Source organism: Aureimonas sp. Leaf324, from assembly GCF_001423245.1.
Taxonomy (GTDB): domain Bacteria; phylum Pseudomonadota; class Alphaproteobacteria; order Rhizobiales; family Rhizobiaceae; genus Aureimonas.
Genome location: NZ_LMOH01000023.1, coordinates 1 through 23,168, shown reverse-complemented (window position 1 = coordinate 23,168; position 23,168 = coordinate 1). Strand labels below are relative to the sequence as shown.

The window sequence follows — 23,168 nt, the reverse complement described above, 5'->3', positions numbered from 1 at the left end:
GCCGGGCGCGGTCAGTTGGCGGATGGCGGCGCCGGGGGGCCGGCCGGGGCGGGCGGTGTCGCGAGCGCTGCCTGCGGCCCGCCGCGCAGGGCCGCGAGGAGCCGTGCGGCGAGCGCGTCGTAGTTGCCGTCGAAATGGTGGCCGCCCTCGATCGGCAGCTTGGTGAACGCGGCGAGCTTCGGCTCGATGCAGGCGGTGTCGTCCTCCTCCGAGCCGTACACACAAAGGACGCGCTCGGCCGGAAGATGCGATGCGGCCTCCACCACGTCGTTGTCGCCGGTCGACATGCCGAGCCAGCCGCCGACGGAAATCTGGAAGCCGGTCTGCGTCGAAGGCGCGAGAAGGCCGATCAACGAGACGCGCTGCGCCCACCTCTGATCGAGCTTGGCGATCGCGAAGGGCAGGGTGTCGGCCCCGAACGAGTAGCCAAAGAGGCCGATCGGCACGTTGGCGGCCGGCTTCACGTTCGTCAGCATGGCGCCGATATCGTCGGCCATCTGCTGCGCCGTCTTTTCCGACCAGAAATAGCGGAGCGAGTCGACGCCGACGACCTCGATCCCCTCGGCCGTCAGCCAGTCGCCGATCGTCTTGTCGAGGTCGCGCCAGCCGCCGTCGCCGGAGAAGAAGACGACGACGCCCTTGGGATGTCCCTTCGGCTTGCCCACCACGATCGGCAGTTCGGTCCTGTCCGCATCGGCGATCGCGAGAGCCCCCTGCACGACCGCGGTCGCCCGTGCGTCGGGCGTGGCGATCGCACTCTGGCCGGCGCGCATCGGCGCGGTCATCGCGGTCGCGATCTCCGTGCCCTCGGAGGCGACGAAGGTGAACGGCGCCGGCAGGTCGGCGCTGCGGTCGTAGGAAAAGGCGCCGGGACCGGCGGGCGTCGCCGCAGCGCCTTCGCAGACGGGGATGCGCGTGTGGGCGAGGGGCGGCGCATCCAGCGCGACGCCGCCGGCGAGCGTCGCGGCCGGCGCGTCGGCGACGGCGGCATAGGCCAGCGTCCCGCCTTCGCCCCGGCCGACGACGACCGGATGGAAGTAGGTGTCGAGTTCGAGTGCCCGCAGCGCTTCCTTGGCGATGCCCTCGAGATCGGAGCCGAGATAGAGGCACTCCCCGTCGGGCCCGGCGTCGGTTTCCAGCGCCGCGCGCCAGCGATCGAGATCGACCGGAATGACGATCAGGCCGGACGACACGAGCTCCGCCGCAAGGTCACGGTCGGCGCGGGTGATGCCGCCGCGATCGGACACGAGGACGACGAGCCCGCGCGCGTCGTCGTCGGGCGCCAGGACGTCGACGTTCTGCAGGTTCTCGGACGAGATGCGGGCGGCCGCGAGACTTCCCGCCGCCTGGTCGAGGGCGTGCGAGGCGAGATAGGCGGAACTTGCGCCGCCCAGAAGCATGAGAGCGAGCGATGCGGACAGTACGGAAAGAGTGCGCGTCATGGATCCTGCTTCGGGCGTCCGGAGATGAGGGCGGTCACGTCGACGAGGCACTTGGCGGTGTCGAACCCGCCCGGGCAGATCAGGTAATGAGGTGTCCACACGGGATTGAACTTCTGCTTGAAGCCCTTGAGCCCGTCGAAATGGTAGAAATTGCCGCCTCGGCGATAGAGGAACGAGCCGAAGCGGTTCCAGCGCGAAGCGCCGCGCCGGTCGACGAGACCCGACAGGGGCGCGGCGCCGAGATTGAACCAGCGGTAGCCCTCCTCCTTGCCGTGGAGGAGGAGCCGGGCGAACAGGGCATCCATGAGGACGCGCGAGACGTCCGGCAGGAACCGCATCAGGTCGATCGACAGCTCTTCCTTGTCGGCGCCGCGCCAGAGGTTGGCGAAGGCGACGATGGCGCCGTCCTTTCGCATCACCGCCATGTCGAAGTGCGAGAGATAGGCCTCGTCGAAGTAGCCGAGCGAGAAGCCCTTCTCCGAGCCTGCCTTGTTCTCCAGCCACGCGTCGGAGACGGCGCGAAGTTCGGCCATCTCGGCGACGACCGCCTCCGGCCCGATGATCTCGAACGACAAGCCCTCGCGCTCGGCGCGCCGCATGGCGGTGCGCAGGTTCTGCATCTTCTGGCCCTCGAGCTTGAAGTTCGGCAGGTCGACGCGCGCGACCTCCCCGAGCTTCAGGGCGCTGAGGCCCATGTCGAGGAACAGCGGCAGGCTCTGCGGTCCGACCTGATAGAAGACCGGTCGCTCAGCCTGCCGGTCGGCGAGATCGCGGAAGCTCCAGGCGAGTTCGGACACGACGTCGGGCGGGCCGACCGGCTCGCCGAGCGCGATCAGGCTGCCGCCCGAGCGCGCGTACATGACGAAGCCGCGGCGGTCGGGCGAGAACAGGAAGCGCTTGTCGCCGAGAAGGGCGAGCCAGGCGTCGGTCGAGGGTGAGGCGGCGACGATGGGCGCGACCTCCGGCGGGATCGCGCTGGCCCGATGCAGTTTCTCCGTGCGCCGATGAATGGCGACATCGAGGCCGACCGCGGCGACGATCGCGACCGCCACGACGCTGGCACGCAGGAAGCGCGGCGCATCGGCGTCGAGCGCGAAGTCCCACCACATCGTGTTGGCGTATTCGACATGGCGATAGGCGAAGAAGCCTAGCCAGATCGAGGCCATGACGGTGGCGAGCACCGCGGCGAGCCAGCTCCAGGTGAGCGCGAAGGGGTTGAGCACCGACCGGCGATAAAAGGCGCGGCGGAAGCCGAGGAGGAGCGTCGCCTGGATCACCAGGAGGACGGCCTCCTCCCAGTCGAGACCGCGGAACAGCGCGAAGACCGCGCCGGCCAGGAGCAGGCCGAGCGACACGACCCAGGCGCGCCACAGCCGCTTGGCAAGCCCGCGCGCGACGATCAGGAGCGCGACGCCGACGAAGCTCGCGGCCAGTTGCGACATCTCGATGAAGGGGAGGGGCACCATGTCGCCGAGGACGCCGATGCGCGAGGCGACGCTCGGCAGCGAGCCGGAGGCGAGGAGGACGAGCCCGCCGCCGAAGGTGAGCGCGGCGACGGCCGGCGGCACGATCGGCTCGACCGCCCGGAAGAGTTCCTTGGCCGGGCCGGCCACGACGCCCCGACGCCGGACGGCTTCGATCACGGCGAGCGCCACGACGGTCACGACGAGCGGCAGGACCGTGTAGATCAGGCGGTAGAGAACGAGGGCCGCGACGACGTCCGCCCGGTCCGACAATCCGAGCGTGACGAGAAGGGTGGCCTCGAACGCGCCGAGGCCGCCGGGCGCCGATGAGGCGACGCCGACGACGGTCGCCACCGCGAAGACGAGCGAGAACAGGAGAAAGCTGCCGACCGTGCCGGGCGGCATGAGCACATAAAGCACGGCGGCCGCGGCGCCAACGTCAACGATGCCGGCGACGAGCTGCACCAGCGCGCCCTTGTGGGACGGCAGTGCCATGTGGAAGCGGCCGATCCTGACCTCGCGCGCGCCGCGCGACAGCCAGAGCACGAAGAGGCCGACCAGCGCGACGACGCCGATGCCGAGCACGAGATCGACGCGATGGTCGAGATCCTTCAGGAGCGGAATGCCGCTCGGGTCGACCATCAGCGCGACGCCGAGCATGATGGCGAGCGCGAACCACAGCGCGAACCAGGACGTTCCGACGATGCGCCCGATGTCGGCAAGCTCGATGCCGCCGGACTTGTAGGCGTGGTAGCGCAGCGCGCCGCCGGTCAGGAGCGGAAAGCCGAGGGCGTTGGAGATGGCGTAGCCCGCGGCACCGACGACCGCGGCCACGGGCCGCGACACCCGGCCGGGCGCGATCGTCTCGACGGCCACGACGTCGTAGAGCGAAACGGCCGCGAAGCTGACGACGGTGAAGACGATCGCCAGCACCAGCGCGCCGGTGGGAACGCCCGCCACGGCGGCGTGGATCTCGCCGACCGACAGGCTCGACATCATCGTATGCAGGGTCGCGAAGGCGACGCCCGAGATCGCAAGGCCGATGCCGACCGGAACCCAGGTCTTCCAGCCCCGACCGGACCGCGGCCCGCTCGAGGCTTCCGTGACGTCCGCTTCCACGCTCATCGGCACCCGCACATTCTGCCCATGATCTCAAGTCTCGCCCGGCTCGAGGCGTTGGGGGCTTCGCGCAAATCGCGGCGCACCACAAGACCGGGCCGCCCACCTTGCGGAAAATTTAGCCCGGCAAGCTTCCGCTGCGTCGGTTTGCCCGGAAAAGCGCGTGTGCCTCAAATGAGGCGAAAAATGCGCACCTGTTCGTAGAAGTAACGGAACCATAACGTTGACGCTTGCATGGTCGACATTGGCAGTCAGCCATGGAGTGTGGCCTGCTGCGGGTTCCCCGAGTGGATGAGACGCGGTCGTTCATGTCCATCAATGCCAAGCTTCTCGCAAGCGGTCTGGTACTGGCTCTCCTCGGCGCCGGCTTCGCGCTGACGATCGACCGCAGCGGCGTGGCGCTGGTCGATGCGTCGGACCGCGTGCTGCGCGACGGCACCGTGCCGCTGTCGCGGATTGAGGCGGCCGCGATCCGCGCGGACGAACTCGCAGAACGCTTCGAGCGCGAGCACCGCGGCGACGTGAACCGGATCGTCACGCGCGAGGAGGCGACGCAGATCGCCGAGGGCCTGTCCAAGGTCATGAGCGAGCTGCGCACCGTCTCCGTGAATTCCGGGCCGATCGCCGCCCGGCTCGACGAACTCGACTACGGCATCAACCGGCTGCGCATGGCCGACGGCGAGATCACCCGCCGCCTCGTTCGCCGTGAGTTGACCCAGATCGTCGCCAGCCTGAACGGCGTCGCGCAGAACCTGCGCAAGGGCGTCGACGAGATGCAGCAAACGACGAAGGACCGCTCGGGCGACCTGAAGCGGATCATCGTCATCGGCGCCGTGGCAAGCCTTCTCGCCGGCCTTCTGATCCTCCTCTACCTCTCGCGCAGCATCGCTGGCTCGATCCGGCAGGCGACCTCGAACCTCCTTCGCGTCAGCGGCGAAGAAAATCCGACCGCCGGCGGCGGGGACGCCATCGCCGAGCTGGAGGCCGCGATCGAGTTCGTCGAGGTCGCGCTCGACGGACGGATCCAGGAAATCACGGCCGGCCGCCGCGAGACCGCGCGCCGCTACGAGGGCGAGCTTCAGCGCCAGCAGAAGCGCTTCGAGGCCGCCTTGAACAACGTGCCGCAGGCCTTCTGCGTCCTCGACGACGCCGGCCGGCTCATGAGCGTCAACGCCGCGTTCTCGCAGCTTTTCCCGTCGATGAAGGTCGGCATGTCGACCACGGGACCGGACAGCGATCCGCTTCTCGCCTCGCTCCTGGCGCAGCCCGTCCTCGAATTCGAGACGCGCGACGCGCCCGACGGCCGCACCTTCGAGCTGCGCCGCCACGTCAGCCCGCATGTCGGCGGGACGATCGTGATCTTCGAGGATGTGACGCGGATCCAGGCCGTCAGCCGCGAGATGGAGCGGTTGTCGGGGCAGGACGCGCTGACGGGCCTCGCGAACCGCGCCCGCTTCTACGCCAGCCTCGATACGATGCTGCAGGACAAGGCGATCGAGGGTGAAATCGCGGTTCTGTCGATCGACGTCGAGGACTTCAACACGGTCAACGCGACGCTCGGGCAGGCGTCCGGCGACGACCTCCTTCGCCAGCTCGGCGAGCGCTTCCGCTCGCTGGTGCCGGAGGATGCGCTGGTCGCGCGTCTCGACGGCGACGAGTTCGGGATCCTGCTGGCTCTGTCGAGCGAACCCGGCGCCAAGCAGAAGATCGCGCGCGGCGTCATGGAATCGGTCGAGGGCCGGCCGATCCGCGTCGCGGGTCGCCCGCTGGCGGTGTCGGTCGCCGTCGGCATGGTAGTCATCGGCCGCGACGACCGGCTGGCCGGGCTGGACGCCGCCCGCGCGATGCAGAACTGCGAACTGGCGCTCCAGCAGGCGAAGGCGCAGCCGGGCCGCAAGTTCAAGGCCTACCGGCCCGAGCTTCGCGAGGAGCTGCAGGCCAAGCAGCTGATGATCGCCGACCTTCGCGCGGCATTGGAGCGCAACGAGTTCGAACTGCATTTCCAGCCCTTCGTCGACCTGCGCCGACAGGCCGTCTCAGGCTTCGAGGCCCTCGTCCGCTGGCGCCACCCGACGCGCGGGCTGGTCGGTCCCGCGACCTTCATTCCGCTGATGGAGGAGATGGGCCTCATCGTGCCGCTCGGCCGGTTCGTCTTGATCGAGGCGTGCCGCCATGCGGCCGCCTGGCCGGGCAACCTGACGCTCTCGGTGAACCTCTCGCCGGTGCAGGTGAAGAACCAGGATCTCGTGACCGTGGTGCAGGGCGCGCTGCGCTCCAGCGGGCTCGCGGCGGAGCGGCTTCAGCTGGAGGTGACGGAGTCGCTCTTCCTCGATGATGCCGAGGGCGTTCTCGGAACGCTGCAGCGCCTTCGCGCGCTCGGGCTCGTCATCTCGATGGACGACTTCGGCACCGGCTATTCCTCGCTCGGCTATCTCAGCCGCTTCCCCTTCGACAAGATCAAGATCGACCAGTCCTTCGTCCGCGACATGAATCGGGACGAAAACATCGCCATCGTGCGTGCGGTCATGGGGCTCGGTGCCGCCATGAAGATGAGCGTGATCGCGGAGGGCGTCGAGACCGTCGATCAGCTCATGCGACTGGAGCAGGAGGGCTGCTCCGAGGTCCAGGGCTACCTGTTCTCCAAGCCGCGCCCGGCCTCGGACCTGCCGAAGATCCTGATGGAGGTGCGCGAAGGCTTCCGGACGGGGCGCTTCCGCCGTCCCGCCGACGCGGACCTCGCTCGCGCCGGATAAGCTTCGGGTCGGATCAACCGCCCGACAGGCCCGCCTTGAGGCGCTGCGACAGTTCCTCGAACGGCATGGTCGAGGGTTCGTCGCCCGGATGCTGCATCATGCAGCCGAAGACGTGGGGCACGAGGTCGACGGCCTGGTCGAGCGTCGGATCGGCGCCGCGCTGGTATCCGCCGAGAAGCCGAAGGTCGCGCGTGTCCTCGAAGCGTGCGATCATCGCCTTCAGCCGCGACACGAGCTCGCGCTCCTCCGGCTTCCAGGCGAGATCGGCCATGCGGGAGATCGACTTGAGCAGGTCGATGGCGGGGAAGCGGCCTTCTTCCGCGATCGTCCGGTCAAGGACGATGTGCCCGTCGAGCGTTCCGCGGATCGCGTCCGCGACCGGTTCGTTGTGGTCGTCGCCGTCGACGAGGACGGCGAAGAGGCCGGTGATCGTGCCGCTGCCTTCCGCACCAGGCCCGGCCCGCTCCAGAAGGCGCGGCAGTTCGGAGAAGACGCTCGGCGGATAGCCGCGCGCGACCGGCGGCTCGCCGGCGGCGAGCGCGACGTCCCGCGCCGCATGGGCAAGGCGCGTGACGGAATCGACGATCAGGAGCACGTGCTCGCCACGATCGCGGAAATACTCGGCCACCGTCATCGCGGTCTTCGGCGCGAGGCGGCGCATCATGGCGCTCTCGTCGCCCGTCGCCACCACCGTGACGACGCGCGACAGCTCGCCCTGCATGGTCTCCTCGAGGAACTCGCGCACTTCGCGCCCGCGCTCGCCTACGAGCGCGACCACCACCGTGTCGAAGCCCGGCGCGCGCGCGAGCATGCCCATGAGTGTCGACTTGCCGACGCCCGAGCCCGCGAAGATACCCATGCGCTGGCCGCGGATCAGCGGCGTGAAGATGTCGATCGCCCGGACCCGCGTCGGCACCGGCTGGCGGATGCGCGCCCGGCGCATCGCGGCGTCGGGAAGGCTGTCGGTGACGAACTCGGTGTCGCCGTTCTCGAGCGGGCCGAGGTCGTCGCAGGGGCGCCCGAACGCGTCCACCGTGCGGCCCTTCCAGGCCGGGGAGGGGGCGACGGTGACGGGGCCGGTGCGATAGGCGAGCGTGCGCACGCCGCTCTGGAAGCGCACGGCGAACGGCTTGACCGTGGCGGCCGCCTCCTCGACGCGCACGACCTCACCGAGCTCGGGACCCTGCGGCCCCTCGCAGACGATGCAGTCGCCGAGCCGGACATAGGGGCTGAGGCCGGCGACACGGAAGGACTGGGGCGTGACGTCGACCACATGCCCGCTGATGCGCACGAGCGGTTCATCGAGGCCGGACAGATCCCTCTTCCGGCTGGCTTCCGTCACTTGGGCGCTCCGAGCTGCGTGACGGCTTCATTCAGCGAGTTCTCGGAGGTCTGGATCATGTTGGCGGCCTGCTCGAAAATGCGCTGCACCTCGATCAGGCGGGTCATTTCCAGGATCGGATTGACGTTCGATCCCTCGACGAACCCTTGTGCGATCCGGTTCTCGTCGAAGTCGACGATCGGCTGGGCCTTGGCGTCGGGGACAACGCCGGACGTGCCGGCGCGCGAGAGGTTGGCGCCGGCCGGCATCTTGAAGAGGCCCACCGCCCCGATCTGGCCGGCGCCCTGCGTGATCATGCCGTCGTGGGCGATGTGGATTGGACCGCCGTTCGGGTCGATCTGCAGCGGTGCGCCGCCGACATCGAGGAAGGGCTCGCCGTTGACCGTGCGGAGCTCGCCGGCGTCCGACATCTGCATTCGCCCGTCGCGCGTGTAGACTGTGCCCTTCGGCGTCTGGATGGCGAAGAAGGCCTCGCCGGCGACCGCCATGTCGAGCGGGTTGCCGGTCTCGGTGAGGGCGCCGGCCCGCGTCGAGAGATACTGCTGGCCCTGCGAGGCGAAGGCGACGGAGCGCGAGGACGCCCGCGACAGGACGCTCTCGAACTTCACCTCCTCGGCGCGGAAGCCCGCCGTGCCGACGTTCGCCAGGTTGTTGGCCAGCGTATCGAGACGCTTCTCCATGGCAAGCTGCGCGGAGAGGGCGACGGGGAGCGAGGTTTGCATGATGCGATCCGGGACTGGGCAGCTGGGCGAGCGCCGGCGCCGCCCGAAGGACGGGCCGGAATCGCAGCGATACTGCCCGGTGCGAATGGATCGAGGCTGACCGGGGCGCGTCGGGAACGCACAGTCTCGCGCAAGTCCGCCTCGTTAATCCTTCTTACGAATTCCTTTATCGTTCAAGGGTTAGCCCGATGGGTATCATTCTCGGCCTTATCGTGACGGTCGGCTGCGTTCTGGGCGGCTACGTTGCGTCTGGCGGACATCTCTATGTTCTCTGGCAGCCCTACGAGCTTCTGATCATTCTGGGCGCGGCGCTCGGCACGTTCCTGATCGCCAACAACATGAAGGTCGTGAAGGACACGGGCAAGGCGATCGGCGAGGCGTTCAAGAACGCGGTTCCGAAGCAGCGCGACTATCTCGACCTCCTGAGCCTTCTGCACTCCCTGATGCGGGAGATGAAGTCGAAGTCGCGCTCGGAGTTCGAGTCGCATGTCGACAACCCATCCGAGTCGGTCATCTTCAGCGCCTTTCCGAGCATCCTGAAGAACAAGCCGATGACCGACTTCATCTGCGACTACTGCCGTCTCATCATCGTCGGCAACGCCCGTCCGCACGAGATCGAGGCGCTGATGGAGGAGGAGATCCAGACGGTCGCCCGCGACCAGCTGAAGCCCAAGCACGCGATCCAGGACATCGCCGACGGCCTGCCCGCGCTCGGCATCGTCGCCGCGGTTCTGGGTATCGTGCACGCCATGGGCGCGCTCGATCAGTCGCCGGAAGTGCTCGGACATCTCGTCGGCGCGGCGCTCGTCGGTACCTTCGCAGGCATCTTCTTCTCCTACGGCGTGTTCGCTCCGCTCGCCACCAAGGTGAAGGGCGTGCGCGAGAAGAAGATGCGCATGTACGTCATCATCAAGCAGACGCTCATCGCCTACATGAACGGCGCCCTGCCGCAGGTCGCTCTCGAATACGGCCGCAAGGCGATCTCCGCCTACGACCGTCCGACCATCGATCAGGTGGAAGCCGAGACGATCGGCGGCGCCCCCTCGGCCGCATAAGGAGGGACCATGGACACGGTCACCGAACGCAACATCGGCGAGCGCCTGCGCTCCGCCGCCCGGATCGAGCCCGAGCGCTTCCCGCGCCTCAAGCAGATCGGAACCAAGTGGGCCGAGGCCGTGTCCGCCAAGCTGGCGGCAGGTCATGCCTCGCCGCTCGCCGTCGAGTTCATCGCATCCTCGCCCTTCGTCCTGTCGCCCTCGGCCCTGTCGGACACCGACACGCAGCTGGTGCTGACGGTGCGTTCCTCGAAGTGGCGCGAGATGGCGCTCGTCGCGGCCGACGGACGCTTCGCCGACACGGTGACGGAAGCGGGCTTCGGAGGCGACGGCCGCGACGCGCCGGCACCCGGTCGCCCGCTGACCAGCGTCGGCCGCTTCTTCGCCGACGCGGCGCTGCGCGGCTTCGTCGAGACCGGCAACGCCGTCTTCGCCGACGTCGTCACGCTCGGCATGTCGGCCGACCGGCTGCTGGCCGAAACGATCGGCGAGAAGCTCGACGAGTGGATCGCACCCGACGCGCGCACCTTCATCGAGTTCCGCTTCCGCCTGTCGATCGGTCGCTGCGAGGCGGCGCTGCGGGTGGCGATCCCGGAATCCGTCCTGTCGCCGCATCGGCGCAAGTTCGCCGCCGTCCCCGACGAGGGCCCGTCGATCGTCGACGAGACCTGGGCGCGCGACCTCGAGGCCGGGTTCCAGAAGACCGACATGCACGTTCGCGCCATCCTGTGCGAGCAGCAGACCTCGCTGGGCGAGATCTCGACCTTCCATGTCGGCCAGACACTCGCGCTGGACGCTACGATGCAGAGCCTCGTGCTCCTGGAATGCGAGGGGCAGCGCCTCTTCCGCGGCTCGATGGGCCGCTCGCGCGACACCTACGTCATCAAGGTGTCCGAACCCGTGGATCCGACCGAGGAGTTCATCGATGACATCCTGGCTCATTGACGCCGTTCTCGTCGCGGCCTTGCTGGTCACGAGCTGGCGGACGGGCTCCATGTACAAGGAGCTGAAGCGACTGCGCTCCGAGGAGACCGGCTTTCGCCAGGCGCTTGAGGATGCCGATGCCTCGATCAACCGCGCGGCCAACGCCGTGGTGCTCCTGAAGAGCGAAGGCGTTCGCACCCTGCGCGCCCTCGAGGAGCGCGCGGCCGAGGCACAGGACCTGGTCGAGCGTCTCGACATCCTGCTCGACTCCTACGAGCAGAAGCGTGGCGCCCCGGTCACCGCCGCCGCGATCCCCCACGACAACGACGCGATCTCCCGCTTCGCGTCAGTTCCGAGCGCTATTCGTTAATTTGCGGATCGCCCGGCGATCCAGACCTTCCCGAGGACGACCCCGATGCAGAACGAGACGATGGAACTCGAGACCGAGACCCAGTTCGGCGGCCAGTTCGGCGCCATGGACAACGGTTTCGAGATGGACGAGGCGGTCGAGGATGCCGAAGACGCCCATCACATGGGCCACGGCATGAGCTTTGCCGACGTCGAGGAGGAGACGGTCGCCGAAGTGACCCCCAATCTCGACGTCATCATGAACATCCCGGTCACGATGCAGGTCGTGCTCGGCTCCACCGTGATGCCGGTTGCCAACCTGATGAAGCTCGGACGCGGCGCCGTCGTGAAGCTCGACACCAACATCTCCGATCCGGTCGACCTGATCGTGAACGGGCGCATCGTGGCGCGCGGCGAGGTCGTCGTGCTCGAGAACGAGGAATCGCGCTTCGGCATCACGCTGACCGAGATCGTCGCTCCCACCGCACGCCAGCCCCGCGCCAAGGGCGCCTAAGACACGATGCTCTCGGAAGCCTATCAGAGCCGCGAACTGGGAGCGCCGACGCTGAGCGGCGCCTCGCGCGCCGCCGTCCTGCTTCTGACGCTGGGCGGCGAGGGCGCGACCAAGCTCCTGAAGCATTTCAGCGCCGAGGAGATCCGGGCGCTGCGCCAGAGCGCGGCGCTGCCGAGCTCGGTCACCCCGATGGAGCTCGACGAGATCGTCGCCGACTTCCAGGACGCGTTCCGCGCCGGGGCGGCGATCACCGGCCTCAACGACGAGATGACCAAGCTCTTGCGCTCGAGCCTGTCGAACGAGGATCTGGCGATCGTCTTCGAGGGCGAGGCGATGCCGATGGACGAGAGCGGCGTCCCGGTCTGGCAGGAGATCGAGCAGCTCGGCGCCGAGGCGCTCGCCAAGATCCTCGACCGCGAGCATCCGCAGGTCGCGGCCTACATCCTGCAGCGCCTGAAGTCGGATGTGGCGGCGGTCGTCGTCGCCGGCATGGCGCCCGCGCGCCGCAACGACATCATGCGCCGCATGCTCTCCTCGGCGCCGCCGCCCGAGGCGATCGCGCGGCTGATCGAGCGGCGCTGCCGCGAGGCGTTCGTCTCAAGCTCGAACGGCGCCGAGCGCCGCGAGCGCTACGCGACGATGGCCGAGATCGTGAACCGGATGGACAAGGCGCAGACCGAGGAACTCCTCGCCTCGCTGGAGACCACCGAGCCGGAAGAGGCCGCCGCGCTCCGCAAGCTGCTCTTCGCCTTCGAGGACGTCGCCGAGCTGTCGAAGAAGGGCCGCCTCGTCCTCTTCGACGCGATCCAGGTCGAACAGGTCACGATCGCGCTGAGCGGCGCGCCGCAGGACCTGCGCGAGGCGGTGCTCTCGGCGCTCGGCGCCCGCGCCCGCCGCATGGTGGAGGCCGAACTCGGACGCAACGAGCCGGCCGCCGCCGACGCCATCCAAGCCGCCCGGCGCGCCATCGCCGGAGCCGCCCTGCGGCTCGCCGCCGAAGGGCGCATCGACCTTGCCGAGAAGGTCGAGGGCTGACCACCATCGCGGTCCCGGCGCTAGAGGGCGCACGGGGCCGCTCTTTGTTTCGTGAGAGGGCGGGCGCGGCATGTCGGAGGGTGCGGACAAGGAGTCCCAAACCGAGGAACCGACGGAGAAGAAGATCCGCGATACCGTCGAGAAGGGAAATCTTCCCGTCTCGCGCGAAGCGCCGATCCTCGCCTCGCTTCTTGCCGCCATCGCCGTCGTCGTCTTCCAGGCGCGCAACAACGCGGCGCAACTCGCCAGCGACCTCAAGGTCACCTTCGAGAACCCGACGCAGTGGTCGATCGGGAACGGAATCGACGCTCTACAGTTTCTCCACGCGATGGCGCTGCAGAGCGCCCGGTTCGTGCTGCCGGCGACCGGCCTCTTCATGCTCGCCGGCATTCTCGCCTCGCTCCTGCAAAACCCGCCGCAGATCAACCTCGAGCGCATCCGGCCGAAGTATTCCAACCTGTCGCTGTCGAGCGGCTGGGGGCGTCTGTTCGGGCGGCGCGGATTCACCGAGTTCGGTAAAGCCTTATTCAAGTTCTCCGCCGTTACGATCATCGTCGGTTGGATCTTGTCCGACGAACTTCCCCTGCTGTTGAAGACGATGTTCTCGGACCCACTCCTGCTTCCCGAAACGATCCTCGGCCTTGCGATGCGGCTTCTGGCGGCCGTGTCGGTCGCCACGATCGTGCTGGTCGCCGCCGATCTTCTCTTCTCTCGCATCCTGTGGCGGCGCGACCTGCGCATGTCCAAGCAGGAGATCAAGGACGAGATGAAGCAGGCGGAGGGCGACCCGATGGTCAAGGCCCGCCAGCGCCAGATCGCCCGCGAGCGCACCAAGCGGCGCATGATGGCGGCGGTGCCGCGTGCGACCGTCGTGATCGCCAACCCGACGCACTACGCCATCGCCCTGCGCTACGTGCGCGAGGAGGGCGGCGCGCCGGTGGTCGTCGCCAAGGGTGTCGACGTCCTGGCACTGAAGATCCGCGAGATCGCCGAGACCAACGACATCCCGGTGATCGAAGACAAGCTCTTGGCAAGGTCGATGTACGACCATGTAGAAATCGACCAGATGATTCCGCCGCAGTTCTTCAAGGCGGTCGCGGAACTCATCTACTTCCTCCAGTCACGGCCGCAGGCCCGACTGGAGACCGGGGCAGCCTGACCCGGCCGACCTGTCGACGCCTGCCTTCCCCTCGGGAAGCCGTTCCGGTTCATTTCGCGTAAAGGTCCTCCATGGGTTCCCACGTCATGCTCAACGTTCGCAACAAGTACGCAGCCGACCGCGAGAAGGCGCTGGCGAACGGGATCAAGGAAGTGGTGGCCGAGCTGCGCCTCGTCGACGTCGTCGACTACGTCGCGTTCCTGCGGATGGACCAGTTCGGCAACATCGCCGACATCGTGGAGTCCTCCGCGCAGCTCTACCTCGCGCCCGGCTCGCTGCGGTTCGCCGGCGGCGGCGACGTGCACCTCAACTGGGGCAGCGCGCCGACGATCGACCTCGACATGGAGTTCCACGGCGGCGAGGTGACGGTGCACTTCAAGCTGTCGCTGACCGCGACCAAGGCGGCCGTCCACATCAACTACATCGCCTTCTCCGATCCGGATGCCGACCCTGCGGCCAATACCGAACGCCTCAAGGCGGCGATCGCCGCGGCACGCCTCGTGACGGCGCGCAACGCCTGAAACCAACGCGCGCTTTGCAAGCGACACGGCCCCGCCATCGGCGGGGCCTTTTCGTATCTGCGTTATGCTTTCGTTAATACTGATTAACGACCTGTTAATACTAAGAAATCTGTAAGATCGTCAGCTTCGGACAAGTGCCTGTTCCTATGTATGGGGCACCGATCAAATGTCCGAGGACGCGACCCTTGAGCGAGTTCTACCTTTTCGGGCTGAGTTCCCGCCGTGCCGAGTGGCTGTCCGCGCGTCAGGCCGTGGTCGCCGAGAACGTGGCCAACGCGAACACGCCGACCTACCGGGCCAAGGACGTCACGCCGTTTTCCGAGGTTCTGGAAAACACGGCGCTTCAGATGTCCGGCTCGAACCCGAGCCATCTCGTGGCGTCGGCCGGCCGCGACTTCGGCACCGACGCAGCCACGCAGAAGCCGTGGGACGTCACCCATTCCGGCAACTCCGTCAGCCTCGAGCAGGAAATGCTCAAGGCTGGCGAGGTCTCGCGCGACTTCGCCCTCTCGACCTCGGTCGCGAAGTCGTTCCACCGCATGTTCATGACGACGCTGAAGGGCTAACGCCTTGACCGACTCGATCACCTCCGCCCTCAAGATCGCGGCGAGCGGCCTCGAAGCGCAGTCCGAACGGATGCGCATCGTGTCCGAGAACGTCGCCAACGCGCGCTCGACGGGCGAGACGCCGGGCAGCGATCCCTACCGGCGCAAGACCGTCGCCTTCACCAGCGAGATGGACCGGCTGCTCGGCGCCGACCTCGTGCGCATCAAGTCGGTGGGCACCGACCGCTCGGACTTCCGCATGGAGCACGATCCCGGGAACCCGGCCGCCGACCAGGACGGCTACGTGAAGATGCCGAACGTCAACATGCTGGTCGAGATGACCGACATGCGCGAGGCGAACCGCTCCTACGAGGCGAACCTGCAGGTCATCAAGCAGGCACGCGAGCTCATCAATCTCACCATCGATCTCATGAGAGGCTGACGCCCATGATCCCCGCCATCGGCAGTGCCATGCCGCGCGTCGACGCGCTGCGCCTCGACGGTCTTTCCCCGGCCGGCGCCACCGGCGCGGCCGCCACCCAAGAAGCCGGCCAGAGCTTTGCCGCAGCCATGAGCGAGATCGCTCGCGAGGCGACGCAGTCCATGAAGGGCGCCGAGACCGTCTCGATCCAGGGCGTCAACGGCAAGGCTTCCACCCAGGCCGTGGTCGACGCCGTGATGGGCGCCGAGCGCACGCTCCAGACGGCCGTCGCGCTGCGCGACAAGGTCGTCTCCGCCTATCTCGAACTTTCCCGCATGTCTATCTAACGAAAGTCCCAGCCCATGCGCGCCCTTGCGATCGCCGCGACCGGCATGAACGCCCAGCAGACCAATGTCGAAGTGATCGCGAACAACATCGCGAACATCAACACCACCGGCTTCAAGCGCGCCCGCGCCGAGTTCACCGACCTTCTCTACCAGGTGGAGCGGATGCAGGGGGTGCCGGCGCGCGGCGGCGAGAACGTCGTGCCCGAGGGCGCGCGCATCGGCCTCGGCGTGCGCACGGCCGCCGTTCGCTCCGTCCATATCCAGGGTGCGCTCGAGCAGACCGGCAACAACCTCGACATCGCGATTAACGGCCAGGGCTGGCTGCAGATCCAGGGCCCCGGCGGCCAGACGCTCTACACCCGCGACGGCGCGCTCAACAAGAACGACACTGGCCAGATCGTGACGCTCGACGGCTTCACGGTGGATCCCGGCATCACCGTTCCGCAGAACACGACCGACATCTCGATCAACGATTCGGGCGAAGTGTTCGCCACGGTCGACGGCGCGGCGCAGCAGATCGGCCAGCTGACCCTCGTCAATTTCGCCAACGAGCCGGGTCTCGCGGCCGAGGGCGGCAACCTGTTCCGCGAGACGGCTGCCTCCGGCGCCCCGATCGCCGGCGTGCCGGGCGATCCGGGCTACGGCGTGATCAAGCAGGGGTACCTCGAAAACTCCAACGTCGATCCGGTGAAGGAAATCTCCGAGCTGATCTCGGCGCAGCGCGCCTACGAGATGAACTCCAAGGTCATCCAGGCCGCCGACGAGATGTCGGGCGTCGTCTCCAAGGGCATCCGCTAAGCATCATGACCCGTATCGTCCGCCTTGCGAAACACGTCCTGGCCGCCGCCGCGCTCGGCCTCGTCCCGGCCGCTGGCTCCTCGGCGGGCGCCGCGGATCTCAATCTGCCGGTCCCGACGGTCGTGGTTTATCCCGGCCAGAGCGTCCTCGACCGCGGCGTCATCTCGGCGCGGTTCACCGTGCCGGGGAACCAGCTCTCGGCCTACGTCGTCGAGGAGGGCATGCTGAAGGACCGGCTCGCGCGCCGCACGCTTCTTCCGAACCAGCCGATCCTCCTCAGCGACCTCAAGTCGCCCGATGCCGTCACGGCCGGCCAGGTCGCGACGCTCATCTACCGCGAGGAGGGGCTCCTCATCACAGGCAAGGGCATGCCGCTCCAGTCCGCGCAGGCGGGCCAGTCGGTGCGCGTGCGCAACGTCGACAGCGGCATCCTGATCAGTGGCATCGCATCCGAGGACGGATCGATCGAGGTGTCGGCGCAATGAGAGCTTCGCTCCGCACCCTCGTTCTCGGCGCCAGCCTCGCAGCCGTCCTCGTTCCGGCGAACGCCGCCGACTACGGCGTCGCGGACTACGGTTATGCGCAGGCCGGCATCGGCGCGCACGAGAACTTCCAGACCATCGTCCCGCGCGCCCGCCAGTCCGGCGGCGTGCGGATCAAGGACGTCACCACGATCAAGGGTGTGCGTGACAACCAGCTCGTCGGCTACGGTCTCGTGATCGGCCTACAGGGCTCGGGCGACTCCTTGCGCAACTCGCCCTTCACCGAGCAGTCGCTCCAGTCGATGCTCGACCGCATGGGCGTCAACGTGCGGGGCGCCAATCCGCGCACGCGCAACGTCGCCGCTGTCATCGTGACCGCCGACCTGCCGGCCTTCGCCGGCATCGGCTCGCGCATCGACGTGTCGGTGTCCTCGCTCGGCGACGCCTCGTCGCTGATGGGCGGCACGCTCGTCATGACGCCGCTCTACGGGCCGGACGGCGAGATCTATGCGGTGGGGCAGGGGGCTCTTGCGGTCAGCGGCTTCTCGTCCGAGGGCACCAACGAGAGCCTGACGCAGGGCACGCCCACGACCGGGCGCATCGCCGGCGGCGCGCTGATCGAGCGCGAAGTTCCCCGCGCGACGGTCGACACGCCCAACATCACGATGGAACTGCGCAATCCGGACTATCGCACGGCGATCCGCGTCGTCGACGCGATCAACTCGTTTGCCGCGCGCACCTACGGCAAGCCGGTGGCGCGCGAGCAGGACTTCCGCACGATCTCGCTGACCCGCCCCGCCAAGATGTCGTCCACCCGCTTCATCGCGGATGTCGGCGACCTGATGATCGAGCCGGACACCGCCGCCCGCGTCGTGATCGACGAGCGTACCGGCACGGTCGTCATCGGCAAGGACGTCCAGATCTCGACGGTCGCGGTCACGCACGGCAGCCTGACCGTACGCATCACCGACATCCCCAACGTCTCGCAGCCGGGACCGCTCAGCAACGGCGAGACGGTGGTCACTGCGGACACGACGGTCAATGCCCAGCAGGGTGGTGGGAACCTCGCCATCGTGCAGGGCGCCAATCTCGACAGCGTGGTGCGCGGGTTGAACCGCCTCGGCCTCAAGCCGACCGGCATCATCGCCATCCTTCAGGCTATCAAGACGGCCGGCGCCATGCAGGCCGAGATCGTGGTGCAGTGATGACCTCGTCCCGTTCCCATCGTGCAGCCCTCGGGCTCGGCCTGATGCTCTCGGTCATGACGGCAGACGCGGCCTTTGCCGAAGGCGCCTCGACGCCGCCGCCGGCCGCGCCGACGACGCCGGCCAAGGTGCGCATCATCGGCGCCGACGGCAAGGAAGTCGTGACGCCGGAAGCGCCGATGACCGACACGGACCGCTTCTGCTCCAACATCGCCAATCCCGCGCTCGACGCGCGCAACGCCATGCAGCTGGCCGAGATCCGCCAGGCGGAAGGCGAGATCTCCTCCAAGATCGACGAGCTGGAGGCCAAGCGCGCCGAGGTCGAGAAGTGGCTCGGCGAGCGGCGGGATTTCATCGATTCCACCTCCGGCATCGTGATCGACATCTATTCCGGCATGAAGCCGGATGCGGCCGCCGCCCAGATGGCCGCGCTCGACCGCCCGATCGCCGCCTCGCTCCTGACACGCCTCAAGCCGCGGCAGGCGAGCGCGATCCTCGCCGAGATGCCCGCGCCGATCGCGTCCGAACTCGCGGCTCTGATCGTCAAGAAGACCGACCGCGCCTCCGCCGAGGCCGGTGCGAAGGACCAGTCCCTGTGAGAGCCATTGCCCCCCTCCTGGCCGTCGGCCTCCTTGCCGGTTGTTCCACCACGCGCGAGGATGCGTTCCGCGAGCCGCTGCTGACGCCGGTCGGCAGCGGGCTCTACCAGAACGCCCCGATCGTCCAGCCGGCGCCCGGCCCCGGGCCGAACGAGCTGCCGCGCAACGTCAACTCGCTGTGGACCGGCCGCAACGCCGATCTCTTCCGCGACACGCGCGCGCTCAACGTCGGTGACATCGTGACGGTGAAGATCCAGATCGACGACAAGGCGACGCTCGACAACAACACCAAGCGCTCGCGCGATTCCGGCGTCAGCGTCGGGGCCGACCTCAAGGGCTCGATCGGGTCCTACGGGCTGCCGACCGTCGGCACCACGCTCGGCCTGAAGAACGGCACCAAGGCGACCGGCAAGGGAACCGTGGACCGCAAGGAAGAGATCGACGTGTCGGTCGCGGCCGTGGTGACGCAGGTCCTGCCGAACGGCAACCTCTACATTGCCGGCCAGCAGGAGGTGCGCGTCAACTTCGAGGTGCGCGTCCTGTCGATCGCCGGCATCATCCGGCCGGGCGACATCCTGCCCAACAACACGATCCATTACGAGAAGATCGCGGAAGCCCGCATCTCCTACGGCGGCCGCGGCCGCCTGACGGAAGTGCAGCAGCCAGGGTGGGGCCAGCAGGTCCTCGACAACGTCCTGCCCTACTGACGAGAGACGTCTTCGCCACGTTCCGATGCCGCCCACGACCGCAGCCCCGCTGCGGTCGTGGGCTTTCGTTGTCTCGTGCGGTGCGGCAAGGCTCGCGACAGACCGATTTATTAACACTTCCTTGCCGGGCGGCGGTGCCCGGCGGGACGATCCCGCCCACACCGCGCCCGGCCGTCCCATTCCATGCCGCCGGAGCGCCGAATGACCGAGCTCAGCCCTGAAGCCCTAGGCATGTTGCCCGACGGCTTCGCGCCGCCCAAGAAGAGCAACAAGGCGCAGACGATCGGCGCGCTTCTCGGCCTGACGGTGATCGCGCTGGCCGGGGGCGGGGCCCTCGGCTTCCTCCTCAAGAAGGACCCGCCGGTGGCCGAAGCGCCGCCGGTCGAGGCTCCGGCCGCGGCGGCCGGCGCTCCCTCGCTCGCCGCCGTTCCGGCCGGCACGAAGGAAATCGTCCAGCCGCTCGAGCCGATCCTCACCGATCTCGCCTCGCCGCCGGGCACGCAGGTGCGGCTCGAGGCCGGGCTGCTCCTGTCGCTGTCGGAGGACGAAAGCGTGGATCAGACGGTGCTGGCCTCGCAGATCCAGGCCGACACGCTGGTCTTCATGCGCACGCTGGAACTGGCCCAGATCGAGGGCGCTCGCGGCCTCCTGCACCTCAAGGAAGACCTCCTCGAGCGCGCCAGGCTGCGCTCGACCGCCGTCAAGGACGTCGTCGTCCGTTCGTTGATCGTCAAGTGAAGCGGCTTCTCCTCCTTCTTGCGCTCCTCGTCGCCAGCGCCGCCCCGGCCCTGGCGCAGGATGCGGTCGCGGAAGCGGCAAGCGGGCTCGCCTCGCTGATCCCCGCAGGCGACACCGCCGTCTCCGGCCGGATCGTCCAGCTGTTCGGCATCGTCACCGTCCTGTCGGTGGCGCCGGGCCTCCTCGTGATGGTCACGGCCTTCACCCGCGTCGTGATCGCGCTCTCGATCCTGCGCACGGGTCTCGGCCTCCAGACGACGCCGGCCAACCTGATCCTCATTTCGCTGTCGCTCTTCATCACCTTCTTCGTGATGATGCCGACCTTCGACCAGTCCTGGCGCGACGGCCTGCAGCCCTTGATGAAGGGACAGATCACGGAAGAAGAGGCATTGCCGCGCATCGCCGAGCCCTTCCGCGAGTTCATGCTGGATCAGGTGCGGGAGGAAGACCTCGCCCTCTTCAACAACATCAACGAGGCCTCGATCCGCGACCGTCTGCCGGTGGTGGAGCAGGGCTCGGGCGAGGGGCAGGTCGTCGACTTCCGCATCCTCGTCCCGGCCTTCATGATCTCGGAACTGCGCCGCGGCTTCGAGATCGGCTTCCTGATCGTCCTGCCGTTCCTGGTGATCGACCTGATCGTCGCGACACTGACCATGTCGATGGGCATGATGATGCTACCTCCAACGATCATCTCGCTGCCCTTCAAGATCCTGTTCTTCGTCCTGATCGACGGCTGGAACATGCTGACGGGCAGCCTCGTGCGCTCCTTCATGTAGCGACGCTCGCACGCAAGGCCCCTTCCAAAGGCCCTCGGACTTACCGGTCCGGGGGCTTTCTGCGTTGGACGCTGGACGCCTGGCGGCATTTCAGAAGCTTAGCCGAAAATGTCACCAATTTGAATCGAAACCGCGCCGACACGGAAGTCAACTGTCATCTATACTGTAGCGTCAGAAGTCCAAATCCCCAATATGATTCAATTTTAGCGATCCAATACAGCAGGTATTCCGAGTTCCCCGGTATTTTTGTCTTCGAAGCAGAGAGCAAAGTCTCAAAGAAAAGCTTCAAGATAAACGGGGAAAAGACAATGGTTGCTATCAGCACGACGAACAACGGTGTCGCCATGGCCGCTCTGCGCCGCGTGAACGCCGATCTCACCACGACCCAGAACCGCATCGCGACGGGCCTGCGTGTCGGCTCTGCGAAGGATGATGCCGGGATCTGGGCGACCGCCACGAAGATCCGCTCCGACATCTCGGCCTCCGAGTCGGTCAAGTCGAACCTCAGCNAGCTTCAAGATAAACGGGGAAAAGACAATGGTTGCTATCAGCACGACGAACAACGGTGTCGCCATGGCCGCTCTGCGCCGCGTGAACGCCGATCTCACCACGACCCAGAACCGCATCGCGACGGGYCTGCGCGTCGGCTCTGCGAAGGATGATGCCGGGATCTGGGCGACCGCCACGAAGATCCGCTCCGACATCTCGGCCTCCGAGTCGGTCAAGTCGAACCTCAGCACCGCCAAGGCCCAGGTCGATGCCGCGACGGCGGCGCTCGACGAGATCGGCTCGCTGGTCGACGAGGTGGCCAAGATCACCGCCTCTGTCGCAGCCGCTGGGGGTACTGCCACGACCAGCCAAGCCAATCAGGTCGTTGCCTTCAAGTCGAACCTCAGCACCGCCAAGGCCCAGGTCGATGCCGCGACGGCGGCGCTCGACGAGATCGGCTCGCTGGTCGACGAGGTGGCCAAGATCACCTCCGCAGTCGCCGCCGGCGGAGGCACCGCCACGACCAGCCAGGTCAATCAGGTCGTCGCCTACACCACGCAGATCACGGCTCTGATGGGCAGCTCGGCGGTCAACGGCAAGAACCTTCTCGGCGCCGCGGGCGCGACGAACAACCTCTCCGTCGCGACCGGCGTTTCGGACGGCGCGCTGGTCGGAACCGTCGCCTATACGGCTGGTCTCCCGACCGCCGGCACCGCGATGACCGAGCTCATCCGTCGCGACCGGCGTTTCGGACGGCGCGCTGGTCGGAACCGTCGCCTATACGGCTGGTCTCCCGACCGCCGGCACCGCGATGACCGAGCTCATGGCTGTCGTGGATGTGGGCACGCTTGGCTCCTTCTCGGTCTCGGACGCTGCGACGGCCCAAGGTGAGATTGCAGCGATCGCCACCAAGCTTGGCGCCGTGTCGAAGGGTCTCGATAGCGCGGCAAGCTTCAACGACCGGATGGCCGACGTCCGCAACAACGCGCTCGGTGGTCTGGTGGACGCCGATCTCGAACGCGAGACCGCGAAGATGCAGGCCCTCCAGGTTCGCCAGCAGCTTGCCTACCAGGCGATCTCGATGAGCAACAACTCGGCTCAGAACATCCTCATGCTCTTCCGCTAAGCCCCGGCGACGCATCGCGTCTCCCCGTCGCGCCACTTGCCGACGGCTTAGCAAGCGACCCTCCGGCGCTCCCCGTGCCGGAGGGTTTTCGATTCCAGGTTTTCGGCTTTCATCTACCTTGGATAGTTTCGCTGGCCTTCGAGTAAGGCAGCTGCTGAAGGGTTTGCACGCCCTATAGATCTATAGGTCGGCAAGGCGGCGTCGTGGCTGTCCCGGTTTTGGCATTAGTGATGCTTGCGGAGAACCGCACCGACAGAAGGCACCGACGCCCAGCAAATCGATTCAAAATTGATGAGATTTTGGTTCGCTTCGTAATCTATGTTCTGCGTCGACATCCGTTCCCGCCATGATGTATTGAATTTTAGCGATCCAATACAGCAGGTATTCCGAGTTCCCCGGTAGTTTTGTCTTCGAAGCAGAGAGCAACGGCTCACAGAAGAGCTTCAAGATAAACGGGGAAAAGACAATGGTTGCTATCAGCACGACGAACAACGGTGTCGCCATGGCCGCTCTGCGCCGCGTGAACGCCGATCTCACC

At 67.4% G+C, this 23,168-nt stretch carries 25 protein-coding genes; 20 read left to right on the top strand and 5 right to left on the bottom strand.

The window, feature by feature from the left end; genetic code table 11:
- Window positions 1-11: 11 nt before the first annotated feature.
- Both ASF65_RS12325 and mprF read right to left on the bottom strand, forming a co-directional pair.
- Entirely contained in the window at window positions 12-1,442 is a 1,431-nt protein-coding gene (locus ASF65_RS12325) for an AcvB/VirJ family lysyl-phosphatidylglycerol hydrolase (protein ID WP_055889597.1), read from the bottom strand.
- Complete coding sequence (mprF, locus tag ASF65_RS12320; RefSeq protein WP_055889594.1) at window positions 1,439-4,030, bottom strand: bifunctional lysylphosphatidylglycerol flippase/synthetase MprF; 2,592 nt, start codon at window positions 4,028-4,030, stop codon at window positions 1,439-1,441. Before mprF ends, ASF65_RS12325 begins: the two co-directional genes overlap by 4 nt.
- Window positions 4,031-4,332: 302 nt before the next feature.
- Between mprF and ASF65_RS12315 the strand changes: the two genes are divergently transcribed.
- A complete protein-coding gene (locus ASF65_RS12315) occupies window positions 4,333-6,777 on the top strand; it encodes an EAL domain-containing protein (RefSeq protein ID WP_055889591.1) in 2,445 nt (814 codons plus the stop codon).
- A gap of 13 nt (window positions 6,778-6,790) precedes the next feature.
- On the opposite strand, the gene ASF65_RS12310 is transcribed toward ASF65_RS12315, so the two are convergent.
- Together ASF65_RS12310 and flgF are read right to left on the bottom strand one after the other, a co-directional pair.
- Window positions 6,791-8,119: a FliI/YscN family ATPase gene (locus ASF65_RS12310; RefSeq protein ID WP_055889590.1), complete on the bottom strand. Its 1,329-nt coding sequence runs from the start codon at window positions 8,117-8,119 to the stop codon at window positions 6,791-6,793.
- Window positions 8,116-8,841, bottom strand: coding sequence for a flagellar basal-body rod protein FlgF (flgF, locus tag ASF65_RS12305; protein WP_055889588.1), 726 nt, complete (start codon window positions 8,839-8,841; stop codon window positions 8,116-8,118). The genes ASF65_RS12310 and flgF overlap by 4 nt, the downstream gene beginning before the upstream one ends.
- A gap of 188 nt (window positions 8,842-9,029) precedes the next feature.
- Between flgF and motA the strand changes: the two genes are divergently transcribed.
- From motA to ASF65_RS12205, 19 genes are all read left to right on the top strand, one after another.
- Window positions 9,030-9,896: a flagellar motor stator protein MotA gene (motA, locus tag ASF65_RS12300; protein WP_055889585.1), complete on the top strand. Its 867-nt coding sequence runs from the start codon at window positions 9,030-9,032 to the stop codon at window positions 9,894-9,896.
- Window positions 9,897-9,905: 9 nt separating this feature from the next.
- Window positions 9,906-10,841, top strand: a complete 936-nt coding sequence (locus ASF65_RS12295) for a FliM/FliN family flagellar motor switch protein (protein WP_055889577.1) — start codon at window positions 9,906-9,908, stop codon at window positions 10,839-10,841.
- Window positions 10,822-11,190 carry a hypothetical protein gene (locus ASF65_RS12290; RefSeq protein ID WP_055889576.1) on the top strand — a complete coding sequence of 123 codons (369 nt, stop codon included), beginning with the start codon at window positions 10,822-10,824 and terminating at the stop codon, window positions 11,188-11,190. Before ASF65_RS12295 ends, ASF65_RS12290 begins: the two co-directional genes overlap by 20 nt.
- Before the next feature lie 174 nt (window positions 11,191-11,364).
- A complete protein-coding gene (gene fliN / locus ASF65_RS12285) occupies window positions 11,365-11,682 on the top strand; it encodes a flagellar motor switch protein FliN (RefSeq protein ID WP_244486678.1) in 318 nt (105 codons plus the stop codon).
- Between the two features lie 6 nt (window positions 11,683-11,688).
- The gene (locus ASF65_RS12280) at window positions 11,689-12,717 is read left to right on the top strand and encodes a FliG C-terminal domain-containing protein (protein WP_055889575.1); all 1,029 of its coding nucleotides are present in this window, start codon (window positions 11,689-11,691) and stop codon (window positions 12,715-12,717) included.
- A 70-nt stretch (window positions 12,718-12,787) separates the two neighbouring features.
- Window positions 12,788-13,876: a flagellar biosynthesis protein FlhB gene (gene flhB, locus ASF65_RS12275; RefSeq protein ID WP_055889570.1), complete on the top strand. Its 1,089-nt coding sequence runs from the start codon at window positions 12,788-12,790 to the stop codon at window positions 13,874-13,876.
- 71 nt (window positions 13,877-13,947) lie between these two features.
- On the top strand, window positions 13,948-14,397 hold the full coding sequence (locus ASF65_RS12270; protein WP_055889567.1) for a hypothetical protein: 450 nt from the start codon (window positions 13,948-13,950) through the stop codon (window positions 14,395-14,397).
- A gap of 185 nt (window positions 14,398-14,582) precedes the next feature.
- Complete coding sequence (gene flgB, locus ASF65_RS12265) at window positions 14,583-14,963, top strand: flagellar basal body rod protein FlgB (protein ID WP_055889564.1); 381 nt, start codon at window positions 14,583-14,585, stop codon at window positions 14,961-14,963.
- 4 nt (window positions 14,964-14,967) lie between these two features.
- Window positions 14,968-15,384, top strand: a complete 417-nt coding sequence (gene flgC, locus ASF65_RS12260) for a flagellar basal body rod protein FlgC (RefSeq protein ID WP_055889561.1) — start codon at window positions 14,968-14,970, stop codon at window positions 15,382-15,384.
- A 5-nt stretch (window positions 15,385-15,389) separates the two neighbouring features.
- Window positions 15,390-15,710, top strand: coding sequence for a flagellar hook-basal body complex protein FliE (locus ASF65_RS12255; protein WP_055889556.1), 321 nt, complete (start codon window positions 15,390-15,392; stop codon window positions 15,708-15,710).
- A gap of 15 nt (window positions 15,711-15,725) precedes the next feature.
- Window positions 15,726-16,508 (top strand): flagellar basal-body rod protein FlgG, encoded by a 783-nt coding sequence (gene flgG / locus ASF65_RS12250; RefSeq protein WP_055889553.1) that lies wholly within the window; start codon window positions 15,726-15,728, stop codon window positions 16,506-16,508.
- A 5-nt stretch (window positions 16,509-16,513) separates the two neighbouring features.
- Complete coding sequence (gene flgA, locus ASF65_RS12245; protein ID WP_055889551.1) at window positions 16,514-16,993, top strand: flagellar basal body P-ring formation chaperone FlgA; 480 nt, start codon at window positions 16,514-16,516, stop codon at window positions 16,991-16,993.
- On the top strand, window positions 16,990-18,195 hold the full coding sequence (gene flgI / locus ASF65_RS12240) for a flagellar basal body P-ring protein FlgI (protein WP_082505525.1): 1,206 nt from the start codon (window positions 16,990-16,992) through the stop codon (window positions 18,193-18,195). The genes flgA and flgI overlap by 4 nt, the downstream gene beginning before the upstream one ends.
- A complete protein-coding gene (locus ASF65_RS12235; protein WP_055889548.1) occupies window positions 18,195-18,794 on the top strand; it encodes a MotE family protein in 600 nt (199 codons plus the stop codon). The genes flgI and ASF65_RS12235 overlap by 1 nt, the downstream gene beginning before the upstream one ends.
- Window positions 18,791-19,501 (top strand): flagellar basal body L-ring protein FlgH, encoded by a 711-nt coding sequence (flgH, locus tag ASF65_RS12230; protein WP_055889544.1) that lies wholly within the window; start codon window positions 18,791-18,793, stop codon window positions 19,499-19,501. Before ASF65_RS12235 ends, flgH begins: the two co-directional genes overlap by 4 nt.
- 201 nt (window positions 19,502-19,702) lie before the next feature.
- A complete protein-coding gene (locus ASF65_RS12225; protein WP_156369296.1) occupies window positions 19,703-20,239 on the top strand; it encodes a flagellar basal body-associated FliL family protein in 537 nt (178 codons plus the stop codon).
- A 50-nt stretch (window positions 20,240-20,289) separates the two neighbouring features.
- Window positions 20,290-21,015 (top strand): flagellar type III secretion system pore protein FliP, encoded by a 726-nt coding sequence (gene fliP / locus ASF65_RS12220; RefSeq protein ID WP_244486674.1) that lies wholly within the window; start codon window positions 20,290-20,292, stop codon window positions 21,013-21,015.
- Window positions 21,016-21,552: 537 nt separating this feature from the next.
- Entirely contained in the window at window positions 21,553-22,395 is an 843-nt protein-coding gene (locus ASF65_RS12210) for a hypothetical protein (RefSeq protein ID WP_055889531.1), read from the top strand.
- Window positions 22,396-22,426: 31 nt separating this feature from the next.
- Window positions 22,427-22,630, top strand: coding sequence for a flagellin (locus tag ASF65_RS12205; RefSeq protein WP_244486646.1), 204 nt, complete (start codon window positions 22,427-22,429; stop codon window positions 22,628-22,630).
- A gap of 282 nt (window positions 22,631-22,912) precedes the next feature.
- Here ASF65_RS12205 and ASF65_RS21920 read toward each other — a convergent pair.
- Window positions 22,913-23,168 (bottom strand): hypothetical protein (locus ASF65_RS21920; RefSeq protein ID WP_210166642.1); only part of this gene is annotated, 256 nt, incomplete at its 5' end.